The 12,697-nt window shown below is 60.0% G+C and carries 9 protein-coding genes, 3 tRNA genes and 2 pseudogenes; 9 read left to right on the top strand and 5 right to left on the bottom strand.

The annotated features are described in order from the left end of the window. Nucleotides 1–55: 55 nt before the first annotated feature. The 3 genes from ACEUKI_RS03895 to ACEUKI_RS03885 all read right to left on the bottom strand — a co-directional run bounded on the left by ACEUKI_RS03895 (nucleotide 56) and on the right by ACEUKI_RS03885 (nucleotide 2,776). A complete protein-coding gene (locus ACEUKI_RS03895) occupies nucleotides 56–1,462 on the bottom strand; it encodes a DUF2974 domain-containing protein (RefSeq protein ID WP_115769951.1) in 1,407 nt (468 codons plus the stop codon). 320 nt (nucleotides 1,463–1,782) lie between these two features. Continuing rightward, nucleotides 1,783–2,334 (bottom strand): methylated-DNA--[protein]-cysteine S-methyltransferase, encoded by a 552-nt coding sequence (locus tag ACEUKI_RS03890; RefSeq protein WP_179133501.1) that lies wholly within the window; start codon nucleotides 2,332–2,334, stop codon nucleotides 1,783–1,785. 274 nt (nucleotides 2,335–2,608) lie between these two features. Continuing rightward, entirely contained in the window at nucleotides 2,609–2,776 is a 168-nt protein-coding gene (locus ACEUKI_RS03885) for a flavoprotein (RefSeq protein WP_080785436.1), read from the bottom strand. A gap of 228 nt (nucleotides 2,777–3,004) precedes the next feature. Between ACEUKI_RS03885 and ACEUKI_RS03880 the strand changes: the two genes are divergently transcribed. The 4 genes and pseudogenes from ACEUKI_RS03880 to ACEUKI_RS03865 all read left to right on the top strand — a co-directional run bounded on the left by ACEUKI_RS03880 (nucleotide 3,005) and on the right by ACEUKI_RS03865 (nucleotide 4,784). Continuing rightward, nucleotides 3,005–3,077: transfer RNA gene (locus ACEUKI_RS03880), tRNA-Gly, on the top strand. 46 nt (nucleotides 3,078–3,123) lie between these two features. Continuing rightward, nucleotides 3,124–3,195, top strand: a tRNA-Val gene (locus tag ACEUKI_RS03875). Between the two features lie 49 nt (nucleotides 3,196–3,244). Beyond that, a tRNA-Val gene (locus ACEUKI_RS03870) sits at nucleotides 3,245–3,317 on the top strand. Between the two features lie 419 nt (nucleotides 3,318–3,736). Then, nucleotides 3,737–4,784 (top strand): annotated as a pseudogene (locus ACEUKI_RS03865) (helix-turn-helix transcriptional regulator). 88 nt (nucleotides 4,785–4,872) lie between these two features. Here the strand turns inward: ACEUKI_RS03865 and ACEUKI_RS03860 are convergent. Further along, nucleotides 4,873–6,150 carry an MFS transporter gene (locus tag ACEUKI_RS03860; RefSeq protein WP_080785434.1) on the bottom strand — a complete coding sequence of 426 codons (1,278 nt, stop codon included), beginning with the start codon at nucleotides 6,148–6,150 and terminating at the stop codon, nucleotides 4,873–4,875. A gap of 188 nt (nucleotides 6,151–6,338) precedes the next feature. Beyond that, the gene (locus ACEUKI_RS03855) at nucleotides 6,339–7,355 is read right to left on the bottom strand and encodes a carbohydrate kinase family protein (protein ID WP_080785433.1); all 1,017 of its coding nucleotides are present in this window, start codon (nucleotides 7,353–7,355) and stop codon (nucleotides 6,339–6,341) included. Between the two features lie 403 nt (nucleotides 7,356–7,758). On the opposite strand from ACEUKI_RS03855, the gene rpmB reads away from it, so the two are divergent. The 5 genes and pseudogenes from rpmB (at nucleotide 7,759) to ACEUKI_RS03830 (ending at nucleotide 12,659) form a co-directional block, all read left to right on the top strand. Beyond that, a complete protein-coding gene (gene rpmB / locus ACEUKI_RS03850; RefSeq protein ID WP_007051452.1) occupies nucleotides 7,759–7,953 on the top strand; it encodes a 50S ribosomal protein L28 in 195 nt (64 codons plus the stop codon). Between the two features lie 99 nt (nucleotides 7,954–8,052). Beyond that, nucleotides 8,053–10,887 (top strand): ATP-dependent DNA helicase RecG, encoded by a 2,835-nt coding sequence (locus ACEUKI_RS03845; protein WP_115769950.1) that lies wholly within the window; start codon nucleotides 8,053–8,055, stop codon nucleotides 10,885–10,887. 226 nt (nucleotides 10,888–11,113) lie between these two features. Then, the gene (gene rsmD / locus ACEUKI_RS03840; protein WP_251847891.1) at nucleotides 11,114–11,722 is read left to right on the top strand and encodes a 16S rRNA (guanine(966)-N(2))-methyltransferase RsmD; all 609 of its coding nucleotides are present in this window, start codon (nucleotides 11,114–11,116) and stop codon (nucleotides 11,720–11,722) included. 4 nt (nucleotides 11,723–11,726) lie between these two features. Then, nucleotides 11,727–12,083 (top strand): annotated as a pseudogene (locus tag ACEUKI_RS03835) (cupin domain-containing protein); the annotation flags it as partial. A 102-nt stretch (nucleotides 12,084–12,185) separates the two neighbouring features. Further along, nucleotides 12,186–12,659, top strand: a complete 474-nt coding sequence (locus ACEUKI_RS03830; protein ID WP_374156533.1) for a helix-turn-helix transcriptional regulator — start codon at nucleotides 12,186–12,188, stop codon at nucleotides 12,657–12,659. Nucleotides 12,660–12,697 lie beyond the last annotated feature (38 nt).

Genomic DNA, 12,697 nt, shown 5'->3' with positions numbered 1-12,697 from the left:
GCTGTCTGATAACTTATTGGGCAGTATAACTATTATTTGTGGACATGTCTATGAGCTAATCGGCGATTTCAGTTGCGTCCTCCGCTGAGGGCGAAGCTGCGGTGTCAGTGTCGGTGTCGGTATCGGCGCTGGCCGGGGCCGCGCTATCTGTTCCTGTCGCAGTTCCTGCTGGGGTTTCGGCTGTTCCTTTGGCGGTCGCAGAACTCGGCGCGGAAGCCGGGGCGGGCGTCGGCCTGCGTTTGGCAGTGGACGCCTTGAACAGTATCGCCAGGGCCTCAACCAAATGACGCCGGTCTGCGGGAGTCAGCCCTACATACGCGCCAAGCATCGCCGGAATCGAAGCGGGGAAGTTGCTTATCACCTCGCTGAAGCTGGTGGCGCCGTTGGCGTGCAGCACGGTGAACAGCGCATCCACCGCACGCTCGCGCTGTTCGGGCGTAAGCGTGGCGATCCAATGGTTCAGCTCCTCGTTAAACAACTGCGAGCTGGAACTCAAATCCGGCTCGGTGATGGACTGGTCGCCATCCAATAGCCAGGTGAAGGCGGAATGCTGCATGATGCCATCCGAATCGGAAGAGACCACGCGGCAAGGCTCCGGGGTCTCGAAAATCATGCCCACAATCGACGAACTTGGCACGATTTTCGTCACCTTCGGCTGGATGGTGCGGTAGGCGGGGCTGGTCACAATCTCCGGCGGGAAACCGGGGCCATCCAGTGAATAGACATGCTGAATGCGCTTGCGCACCTTGGGATCGGCGTTCATGGCCGCGTAAATCGCCAGATTGCCTCCCTTGGAATGGCCGACCAGAATAATCGGACCCTCCCACAGTCGCGCCACCGTATCCAGATAGGCGCTGGCTGAACGTTGCGCCGGCACCGGATACTGGAAAGCCATATTGAAATCTTCCTTCCATCCGATGAGCGAATCATCGGTGCCGCGGAAGGAAATAACCAACGTGCCTTTGTAGGTCGGCTTTCGGCGCTTGTGGCCGTCGGGCAGCTGGAAGGTGGCGGCGGCGAATTGGGTTTGCTCACCCTGATTGATGTGCTCGACCACCGCGCCCAGACGAACGTTGGCGTAGCGGGGGTTCTCGCCCGCGGCCTGGAACAGGTCGTGGACGAGGTCCGGATTGACCACTGAAACCATTTGGGCTTCGTGCGGCTTGTCGTCGGCATGTGTTTCCGGCGAACGATGCAGCTCGCGGTTGGCCTCGTCAAGGCTTACCGATTCAAGCTCGGGATGCCAGATACCCTTCAGCCAGATCAGTGGATGCTTGGGTTCGAAAGCGCGAATGCGTGCGGCGAACGAGCCTGACCGCGTCTCATCCAGCATCAACGTCGGACAGATACTGGCCACATCCTCATAGATGAGCGTGGAGATGATCAAGGCGTCGATTTCGTTGAACGGCAAGTCGGCGAAGGAGCGCGTTTCGGTGTGCGCGTAATCGATAATGCCGGTCATACGCACCTCCTGCTTCCGTTGATATTGCACATCCCCTTAGGTCATGTGGTCTTGCGATCGCGTGCGGCCGTGCGGCTGCGCGCAGCAATTAACCATACGCATTCCATTGTAGGGATTGTACGGTTTTGGCCGGCGTGATCGAGCAAGACTGCACCGACGGCGAACAATTCGTGGAAGGATTCCCGTCAGCTTGTCGAAAATTGTCGGGTAGCAGGGTTGCGATGCCAGCCAGCCGACCACCCTCCGGCGCTGCGCGCCATCTCCCGCCGGCGGGAGGGGTAACCACTCAATCCTTTTGACGAGGCGGACCGCTGGGCCCGTCAAAGGTTCGGCAGATCGAAGCGCGCCAGATCCACGCCCTCGAGTTCAAGCAACTCGGCCTTGATGTCGAGTCGGCCGCCGTAGCCGCCAAACGCGCGGCCCGAGCCGACTACGCGGTGACAGGGCACGATGATGGTAACTGGATTGCGCTTCACTGCGCCTCCGACCGCCTGCGCGGCCATGCGGCCGCCGCCGCGTCGTTCGGCCAATTCGGCGGCGAGTTCGCCGTAACTTACCGTCATGCCATAGGGAATTTCGGCCACCAGATTCCACACTTCATGTTGGAATGGCGTGCCGGCGGGATGCAACGGCGGCACCTGATCCGAGCCGGGGCGTTCGCCGGCGAAATAGGCGGTCAGCCATTCGCGGGTTATACGGAATACGTCGGGTTCACTATCGGATTCGCGATTCGAATCGAGAACGGCTTGGTGATCGGTGGCCCACCACCAGTCTTCAAGACAGAGTTCGGTAAGTCCCTCGCCGTCGGAGGCCATCATCATCCTGCCGATGGGCGTTCCGACTGTGGCCCGCATCAGTTGTCGTTGCGTCATACCGCCATTATCGCGCGTCTAGAGTGCCATCTCCGTTCAAAGAGGTATATTTGGCCTCTTGCGGAATGACATCTGCTTTCAGCAGGGGTATCTCAAACGTGAAAGCGCGAGTATAAACGGCTTTGCGCCAACGTTATTCCGCCGTCTTTGTGCCGCGTCTACTTGGACAGATACCTCTTTGAACGCAGAAAGTCTTCCGACCCGCGTGAATCGGAAGACTTTTCATGTTCGGTGTAGTGATTCGATTGCGCCAACGACAGGCGCTAGAGCTCTTTTACGCGTTGACGAGCGCCAGGAAGGCGGCGGCCACGGCGGCTGTCGGGTTCGGGAATTCCTCGTCCTGGTTGAAGAACGGCACGTCGGCGTAGTTCGGGAACTTCACTTCGGCACGGTCGCCGATCAAGGCCTTGGCCTCTTCGGCCAGCTGCTCGGTTATCGTCATGCGTTCCTGATTTCCACGGCCATGGCCGTGCTAGATGTGCCCATCGCATGGTTCTACCCGCTGTTTACGCTGGCCATGCCCATCGCCTGGCTGCTGTATATGGCCGCCACGAGTTATGTGCACGGCGGCACCCGATAATCGTTGGAAAACCGGTGGGACACGCGGGGGCTTGGCTTTTTCCTGAGATTGGCGTATCTTTGTCACCTGTTGCCCATGAAGGTAACACATGCGGACATAGCTTAGTTGGTAAAGCGCAACCTTGCCAAGGTTGAGACCGCGGGTTCGAGTCCCGTTGTCCGCTCTCGGATGGTTGATTCATGTTGATTGATTCGACCGGATGATGACCCGGGCGGTTGGCGCAGTGGTAGCGCACTTCCCTGACACGGAAGGGGTCACAAGTTCGAATCTTGTATCGCCCACTCGATGAATCGCCGGCAGATTGTTGCCGGTTTTTTCCATCACAGGTTCGGGCGATTGGCGCAGCGGCTAGCGCACTTCGTTCACACCGAAGGGGTCGTAGGTTCGATTCCTACATCGCCCACCCGAGATTCACGCTCGTTGGCCATGTGGCCGCGAGCGTTTTTTCCATAATCGACGTATTCCGATTATTCCCGAGACTGATTCCTTTCTATGCATCGTGACGTTCTGCATCTGTGATGCTTTGAACAAGCGCATGATTGTGTGCGGTGCATTGCCTGAGAAGCGCAATATCGACGGCATCATGACTGATGGCAATATTTGCACGATTGCCAACGAACTTTTCAACATATGCCGGGTCCAATCGGAGTGCAGGCTAGAATGCCGCGGAGCCGGCAGAATGGCGGGATTCCGCCGATGCAACCTGTGGTTGCGCGCGAATATGCAACCTGAAGATGGTGGCGCGGAACTGGTTTGCCGTGGCATAGTGAGGGCATCGGCCGAATATGTCATGATGAGCATTACCTATGAAGGGACACTCCGATGAGCTTCCGCACCAACCTGCAATACCTGCGCGCACAACGCAACATGACCCAGGAACAGCTGGCCATGTTGCTCGGCGTCTCGCGTCAGGCCATCTCCAAATGGGAATCCGAGAAGGCCTATCCCGAGATGGACAAGCTGCTTATGATCTGCGACCTGTTCGGTTGCACGCTTGATGACCTGGTACCTGGCGATGTGAGTGCGAGCGTGAACGTGGGCGTGGCCGCGCGCGGTGCAGCGGAGGACGACCATGGCTCGGCTGCCGGAACCGTAACCGGGGAGGGAGCCGGGGAACCCGCGTATATGAAGGATGCTGATGGGAACAGCGGTGAATCAGCGCGGTCCGGCGGTGACGGCATCGATGGACCGAGCTCCGCAAATGTATTGCCCGGCGAAACGTTGTGCGGAACCAGTTCATCACGTCCCGGTGCACTGGCTAATGTGGTTGCCTTACCGCAGGATCTGACCGGCTACGATGAACACCGCTGCCGATTCGCACTGCTGATTGCCGGTGGTGTCGCGGCGATTATCGCGGGAGTCGGTGTCGGCAACCTGTTCGATTCCGATAATTCCATTCTTGGCGTGACGCCACTCAACGATTTTCTGACATTCCTGTGCATCTGCGTGGGCGTGATTATCGGGCTGGCGATGCTGATTCCGGGCGACACGTCACATACCGACTTCAAACGGCGGCACCCTTATGTCGAGGATTTCTATACTGAGGAGGATCGCAGCCGGGAACTGCGGCTGCTGGTCATCGGTATCGTCGGCGGAATCGCGGCTATCCTGATTGGCATCGCGGTGACGGTCTATGCCGATGATGTGCTGGGCGTCTCCGATGGCTGGCCGGCCGCAATCATGCTGCTGCTGTGCGCACCCGCCGTTTTCGACTTCATCTACTGCGGCATTGCGCGGCGATTGGTCGGACGTCGGGTCGAGCGCCGCGGACGGGGCGATGTTCTGGTTGCCGTGGCCGATTGGTGTTGTGCTGTGCGGCGTTGCGGCCGTCGCCATTCAGCTGATCAAGGATTATCGCGAGCGCAAGTGATCAAGTGGCGATGGTCCATTGCTATTAGGGCCCGTTGCAGGGGCTGTGAGATGTCGCCCTCGGCGCAGAGTCGCCGAGGGCCGGCAAATCACTCCCGCGTCGGGTCCTTTTGCAGGAGCAGGAAGACGAGCGCCACGACGAGCAGGACGGCGATGGAGAGCACGCCGAGCGAGGCGTTGCCGGTCAGGGACGTGGTGGTGGCCACCAGGAAGGTGCCGATGATCGAGGCGGTCTTGCCGAAGATATCGTAGAAGCCGTAGTACTCGTTGGCGTGATCCTTGGGGATGATCTTGCCGTAGTACGAGCGGGAGAGCGCCTGGATGCCGCCCTGGAACATGCCGACCAGAATCGCCAGAATCCAGAACTCCACGGCCGACTTCAGGAAGAACGCGGCGAAGAACACGATGCACATGTATGCCACGACCGCCGCCGTGATCATCACTTTGCAGCCGAACCGGCCGGCCAAACGACCGTAGAGAATCGCGCAGGGGAAGGCCACGAACTGCGTGACGAGCAGTGCCACCACCAGCTGGGTGGAGTCGATGCCAAGCTCGGCACCGTAGGAGGTACTCATCGAAATCACCGTGTTCACGGCGTCGATGTAGAAGAAGAACGCGATCATGAACATCCACAACGGCTTGTTCTTCACGATTTTGCCGAACGTGCCCGCCAGTTCGCTGAACGTGCCGCGCACGGCCGAGCCCAGCTGGTCACGGGTGGCGCGATAGTGCACTTGGCGGTAGCTGGTAAGCAGCGGGATGGTGAATGCCACCCACCAGATGGCGGTGATGATGAACGAGGCGCGCGTGCAAGCCACCGTGGACCAGTCGAAGAGCGACGGGCCGCCGAAGATCAGCGCGATGCAGAAGATGAACGGCACGGTGGAGCCGATGTAGCCCCAGCCGTAGCCGTGCGAGGAGACCTTGTCCATGCGCTCGTTCGAGGTGGCGTCGATGAGCATCGAATCGTAGAACGTTAGCGAGCCGTTGAGGCCGATGGTCGCCAGAATGTAGACGACTAGGAACGGTAGCCAGGTCAGGGGCAGGGCCATTGCGCAGCAGGTGACCACGCCAGTGCCGAAGAAGCCAAGGAAGAACTTGATTTTCATGCCTTGCACGTCGGCGATGGAGCCGAGCAACGGCATGAGCAGCGCGATGACCAAGGAAGCAATGGTTTGCGCGTAGCCCCAGGCGGACACGATGTTGCCGTCCGCCGGCATCAGCGATTTGGCGTAAATGGGGATGACGGCGGTGGACAGCAGCACGAATGCCGAGTTGCCGACGTCGTAGATGATCCACTTCTTCTCGCGGGCGGTCAGTTTGGCGCTTTGCGGCACCGGTTCGCGGACATTCGTGGGATCAGTCATATACACTCCTCGACAGTATTCAACTCAATCTATCGTAGAAGCGCGGACTAGGGTAGGGGAACCGTTCCGGTTAAACGGCAGATGAATAATGCCGGGCCCCTTTCTAAGGGGAGCCAGAGCAAAAAATAGCTCCCCTCGCTGAGGGGAGCTGGCCGCGAAGCGGACTGAGGGGAGCTACCTATAGTCGACTATTCGCCGATCAGCGCGATGGCCTCGTCGTAATCGGGGCATTGCGGCACGCCGTTGAGGCTGTGCTGGATGGCGATGGATGCCGCCGCGTTGGCGATCTTTACCGATTCGGCCAGACTATGGCCCTTTGCCAGCATCGCGCACATCACGCCGGTGTGGCAACCGCCCGCCGAACGGGTGTGTACGGCCTTGGTCGGGTATCCCTCGATATGAATCGTCTCGCCACCTGGCTCACGAATCCAAGCGCCGCGGGCGCCGACACGCACCACCAGCGGCGCGCGTAGTGTAGCGCCCAAGCCGTCGCACAACTGGTGCATGAAGTCGTCAAGTCCGCCGCCAATGGTGACTTTTCTGTCGTCGATTGGCACACCAAGTCGCTCGGCTAGCGTCATGGCCTCCTGACGGTTGCAGGACCAGACCGGGCGTGCGAGCACCAGGTCCTCAAGCATATGGTCGTTGACCAAACGCAACGTATTGGTGGGGTTGATCACCAGCGTGTAGTCGCGTGCAGCCGGGTCGGTACCGGCCTTGAGCAGGAATCCGTCCACGCCGGTGGCCGTGTGGTCCATCAGTGTGTTGCCGCTGATGTGCACCACGTCTTTGGGCTGCGGTTCCAGCGTGTTGAACGTGTCCGCGTCGCCATGAGCCTCGGCGCCATAGGAAGCGATGAATGTCTTCTTCGGCGCGCCGGAGCTCAGCACCACGCGGAAGCCGGAATCCTCATCAAGACGATCCTGGCCGATATGCGTAATGCCGTTGTCTTGGAATGACTGGCGGATGAAATGCGCCCACAGGCCGTTGCCCAGAATGCCGGCGTGCTCGGTCGGCACGCCCATGCGGCTGGCCGCCTGCAGCACGCGATAGCTGCCGCCAATGGAGGGCTTCGGATGATCGGCCACGGCGAATCCGCCCTGTGCCGGCACCTCGTCCACATTGAGCATAATGTCCACCCAGACTTGCCCCAGTGAAATCACGCTGGGCTCGTGAGTGCCGATACCTCGCCTGAGATTCAACATGACAGCCTCCTTCGTCGTAAGTTGCACGAGGCCCCCTTCGTCCCCTGCCGTCTCTTATACCGAAATTATATGAGAGCTTGCTGGATGCGGAATAGGAAGGCCGGCGTGTTTTATCGGGTAAACGCTATGATTTGCAGCGTAATTCGCCGCTGGCGAACTGCTGACGAACTACTTGCGGACCGCTGGCGGACCAATGCCGAGCCGCTCGCGAACCGCTGATGACCCACTCGCAAGATGCGCTCGAACCGCTTACAAACCGCCGAAGTTCGCCCATGATACACGCAAGAGTTGCGGTTGTCGGTATTGGGCTATATATTTGTGAAATTGTGTGTTCGGCATGTCGGGTGAAACCGGCGGTCGAATGCGTGAAAGACTTGACACATCAAGGTTAAGGGAGTCCATCATGGCAGCTCGTTGCGCAGTGTGCGGCAAGGGACCGCAGACCGGTTTCACCGTTTCCCATTCGCACCGTCGTACCAAGCGTAGCTTCCGCCCGAACCTGCAGTCTGTGCGCACCACGATTGATGGCGAGAACACTCGCCTGCGCGTGTGCGTCAAGTGCCTCAAGGCTGGCAAGGTTCAGCGCGTGGCCGCGTGAATCGCGTACTAACGTGGAGCAAAACCCGTTTGAGCTTCGGCTTGGCGGGTTTTGTTGTTTCTGCGGCCTAAAGAGGCCGTGCGAATAGAATAGGCCAATATGAGCATCACTATGGGCACCACTCTCGCTTCGCTGGTCACCAACAAGCGTCGCGTGTCCGCGCTCAAATCGCTGGGAATCGTCACTGTCGGCGACGCCCTGACCTACTATCCCTTCCGCGTCACCGAACCGGTGCCGCTTCGCGCCATCCGCGAGGCCGCACCCGGCCAGCAGATGGCATTTGCCGCCGTGATACGAGACATGCGCGTGGTGCCGATGAACGCTCGCCGCGGCTACCGACTCGAGGCGACGGTCGATGACGCCGACTTTGCCCGTTCGCGTCGCGTACCCGGCAGCACGGCCCGGCTCACGTTCTTCTCGTATCGTAAATCGTATGTGGATTGGGTCAGCATGCGGCTGCGCGCCGGCACGTCTGTGGTGGTCTCCGGTATGCCCAGCGAATACATGGGTCAGCTGCAATTCACGCACCCCGGAATCCTCACTGTCGCGCCCGGGTCGGCCGGAGCAGGAGCGGGGCTTGAGGGTTACGCTCGGGGCGCGGCATCCGGCAATGGCGCGTTTGCGGGAAGTGCCGATCCGTATGCCAGTGCGCAGTCCGCGTATCCGCCGGCCGCGACTGACCCTTCCGGGGCCGCGCTGAAATACGGTGCCGATACCGTGCAAGAGGCGCTTACCCGCGTCTGCCGGCCCCGCCCGGTATATCACGCCAGTTCGCGTATTTCATCCGAACATATTCATGAGACGATTCTGGGATTGCTGTGGATGATGGGGGCTCGCACGTCATCCACGCCTGACGGGCAACTCGCTGGTGCTGGGTCAGCCGGCATTGTGGCTCCCACGACTGACACCATCGTCGTCCAAAACGGGGAAGAGAAGTCCGGCACGATCGCCGAATCCGGTGCTGAGGCGCTCTCCCAATCCATCCCAGATGTGCTGCCCGAATCGGTGCGCAAGGCCAAGAACCTCATGCATCGGGCTGAGGCGTTCCTGGCCATTCATGATCCGGCCTCCACGGCCCGGTTCAAGGAGGCCATCGAAACCCTGCGCTATGAGGAGGCTTTCGTTTCGCAGACCTCGCTGCTGAAGGCTCGACAGCACGCGCACAAGTCATCGGCGCATCCTTGCCCGCTGAACGAGGTGCTGGAAACAGCTCGAGCATCGGTGGGCGAAGCGGCCGCGGAGCCAAGTACGCAACCAGAAGCATCGGAGCGCGGTGCTGCGACCGATCTGCCTGATCTGCCCAATCTGCGTGACCGTTTCATCGCATCGTTGCCGTTCACACTGACAGCCGGGCAGAGTCAGGTGGTGGACGACATCGCGGCCGATCTTGAACGTGACTGGCCCATGCAGCGTCTGTTGCAGGGCGAAGTCGGCTCCGGCAAAACCGTGGTGGCGCTCGCGGCCATGCTGCAGGCGGTCGGTGCCGGCTATCAGGCGGTGCTGGTGGCTCCCACTCAGGTGCTTGCCGAACAGCATTACGAGACCATCAGCAAGATGGTGTCGGGGTTGACCCTTGCACAGCCGGGTGCCAAGGAGACCGATGCCGCGGCCGACGTTGAGGGCGCGATGGGCGCGTCCGGTGCTTCGACGGTCTCTTCTTCCAAGGTGCCTGCGGAAATTCCCGTCACCCTGCTGACCGGTGGTATGAAGCTTGCCGCCCGGCGTAAGGCGCTCGCTGCGGCCGCCAGTGGTGAGCCGGGCATTATCGTGGCCACGCACGCGGCGTTTTCCAAGACCTTCCAAGCCCCGCACTTGGCCTTGGTGGTAATCGACGAGCAACACCGGTTCGGTGTGGAACAGCGCGAAAGTCTCAACGCCAAAACCGATGACGGCACCACGCCGCATCTACTGGTGATGACCGCCACGCCCATCCCGCGCACCGCCGCCATGACTTGGTTCGGCGATCTCGATATTTCCTGGCTCACCGAATTGCCCGGCGGCCGCAAACCGATTCGCACCGTGGTGGTCAATGAGGCCGACGCCGCCACCATGGGGCGTATGTTCGCGCACATTCGCGCGCGAGTCGACGCGGGGGAGCGGGCCTATATCGTGTGCCCGCGCATTGATGCGGATGATGAGGAGAACGAAGGCGGTTCCGGCGTTTCGGCAGCAGCCGGTTCTGCCCGCGGACGCGCCGCAGCATCTGGTTCCAGTGCCCGCACAGCTGCGGGCGGCCGTGCAACGCGCGCGGCGGCCGACGCCATCGGCATCGACGACCCCTACGAAACCTTCGACGAAAATGGCGAAACCGTGGCTCGCCCGCCACTGCATGCGGTGGCCGAAATCGCCGACCGGTTGCAGAAACTTCCACAGTTCCAAGGCATTCGGTTTGCGACTCTGACCGGCCGCGACAAGGATGACGTCAAAACCCAGGTCATGGCCGATTTTGCCGGCGGCGAGACTCTGATCCTGGTGTCCACCACGGTGATCGAAGTCGGCGTGGACGTCAAGCAGGCCAGCTGCATCGTCATCTTTGATGCCGACCGATACGGCCTCTCTCAGCTGCATCAGCTGCGCGGCCGCGTGGGGCGTGGCGGCACCAACTCGTGGGCGTTCCTTATTTCCCGTGCGGAACCCGGCTCCCCGGCCGAGCAACGGCTCGAAGTGATTCACCACTCGCTCGACGGTGCCGAAATCGCCCAAGCCGACTTGGAATTCCGCGGTGCCGGCGATGTGCTCGGCGACGCCCAATCCGGCGGCAAGTCCAGCCTGAAGCTCCTGCGCGTGGTCAAGGACGCCGACATGATCGCCGACGCCCGCACCCGTGCCGAGCAGCTTCTGGCCGCCGACCCCGAACTGGCAGGTGAGGTCCAACTCGCCGGTGCCGTCCTCGACTTCACCCGAGGCAACGAAACCTTCCTGACCTCAAACTGAGGCGCCTCCAGCTGAGGCTAGGGCTGCGCCCCCGTAATCGCACGATATAGATTTTCCGTATGCCGATCGTGAGGAAATCACGGTCGGGAAGCCCTCGAATGTGCTTCAGTGGAGGCAAGACCATTCGTGCATAAGGTGCTCGAAGTGCATGTATCATTGGTGCGCTTCGAGCACCCCATTGTTGTTCATGATTGGTATGCGCAGATGAACCTGTACAGTGAAAGCTATGCGTGTAATTTCTGGACGATTCAAGGGTGTGGCGCTTGCTACGCCGAAAACGGGTACCCGGCCTACCACGGATCGCACCAAAGAGGCGATTTTCTCGCACCTTGACTCATGGGGAGTGCTGGATGATGCCCGTGTACTGGACCTGTTCGCCGGTACTGGTGCGTTGGGCATCGAAGCGCTGAGCCGTGGCGCGCGAGAACTCGTGGCCGTGGAAAGTTCCCGGCCTGCGGCGGCGCTGATTACCAAGACCTTGGCGCAGCTACAGAAGAATCGTTCATGGGATGCTTCGCTCAAGGCCCGTGTGCTGGTCAAAAAAGCCGAGCAAGTGGCTGGCGGCTTCGGCGAACCATTCGACGTGATATTCATCGATCCGCCCTATGCCTATGAGACCGCTGAATGCAATCAGCTACTGTCCGATCTGGCGGCGGGCAGCGCCACCAACGAGAACACGGTGATCATGCTCGAACGCTCGGTACGCTCGGATGATCCCACCGCCCCCGAAGGCTGGGCAATCACCGAGCGCCGCAACTACGGCGAAACCGCCGTGTTCTATATCGAGCCTGCGCTGCTTGGTGAGCAAAGCGGCCAGTCCGAACAAGGCACGTGACATTATGTTCACTCTTGAGGCCTCGCAGCGAATGTTCCACATTGATCGGAACCTTGATTATGAATCGGTTATCGATGGTGACCGTCACGAATCATGGGGATGTTCTCCGATTTGCCCCGCCATTGTCCGCGTGCATACGGAAATGCCCGCTCAGGATGTGCCATTGCACTGGCATCTGGGCAGTGAGCTTATTTATTCCCGGCATGGGCGGGTGGACGCGTTCATAGACGGTGAACAAGTGACCGTCGATGACGGCCAGGTGTGCCTTATAAGCCCCAAAAGCCTGCATTCCATTCATTCCCGCCCATACCAGGATGGGCAATGTTCGCTATCCGTTACTTTCGACGGTGAGTACCTATCCCGGTTGAACACTGGTCTATCCAACCGTCACTTATTCCAAGGTGTGCCGCTGGGGCGTGGTTGTAAACATACTGCCGACAAGCTGGTCGATTTGTGTGAACGTATGATCGATTGCGTGTTCGATGCTTCCGGTATGCGGCTAATTCGCATGAACATGCTGCTGTTCGAAATGCTATGCCATATTGATGATGCATGGACCATCGATGACAGTAAGGAATCTGCGACCTCCTCTACTGGTGATATCCAGCGCATCACCGATTACATGAGTGCGCATTTCGCCAGCGACATCACCATCGCCGAAATCGCGCAACAATTCGGGTACTCGCGCGAATATTTTTCGCGCATGTTCAAACGTTGCTCAGGTGTGACGCCTGATCAATATCTGACTGAGATTCGTCTGCAATCATCGGTGGACGATCTATTGAATGGCGACTTCACCATCGCACAGGTCGCTGAGCGCAACGGATTCTCCCATCCGCGCTCGCTGGCCCGTGCCTTTGCCGCCAGATTCGGCATGACTCCGGTCGTGTTCCGTCGACATTATCGCGTGGGGTCCGGCGATGCCGGCGAACGCTGACATCGCATGGCAGGAGCACCGGTACGACTGCGGCCGCA

The organism is Bifidobacterium sp. 2450 (assembly GCF_041900695.1).
GTDB lineage: Bacteria > Actinomycetota > Actinomycetes > Actinomycetales > Bifidobacteriaceae > Bifidobacterium > Bifidobacterium longum.
Note: the sequence above shows the minus strand (reverse complement) of the source record. Positions and strands in the feature narration are given on the sequence as shown.

Bases quoted from the DNA above. Each gene is read 5' to 3' on its own strand.
- rpmB (WP_007051452.1), top strand. From the start codon at position 7,759: ATGGCAGCTCGTTGCGCAGTGTGCGGCAAGGGACCGCAGACCGGTTTC.
- ACEUKI_RS03890 (WP_179133501.1), bottom strand. From the start codon at position 2,334: ATGACGCAACGACAACTGATGCGGGCCACAGTCGGAACGCCCATCGGC.
- rsmD (WP_251847891.1), top strand. From the start codon at position 11,114: ATGCGTGTAATTTCTGGACGATTCAAGGGTGTGGCGCTTGCTACGCCG.
- ACEUKI_RS03860 (WP_080785434.1), bottom strand. From the start codon at position 6,150: ATGACTGATCCCACGAATGTCCGCGAACCGGTGCCGCAAAGCGCCAAA.
- ACEUKI_RS03845 (WP_115769950.1), top strand. From the start codon at position 8,053: ATGAGCATCACTATGGGCACCACTCTCGCTTCGCTGGTCACCAACAAG.
- ACEUKI_RS03855 (WP_080785433.1), bottom strand. From the start codon at position 7,355: ATGTTGAATCTCAGGCGAGGTATCGGCACTCACGAGCCCAGCGTGATT.
- ACEUKI_RS03885 (WP_080785436.1), bottom strand. From the start codon at position 2,776: ATGACGATAACCGAGCAGCTGGCCGAAGAGGCCAAGGCCTTGATCGGC.
- ACEUKI_RS03895 (WP_115769951.1), bottom strand. From the start codon at position 1,462: ATGACCGGCATTATCGATTACGCGCACACCGAAACGCGCTCCTTCGCC.
- ACEUKI_RS03830 (WP_374156533.1), top strand. From the start codon at position 12,186: ATGATCGATTGCGTGTTCGATGCTTCCGGTATGCGGCTAATTCGCATG.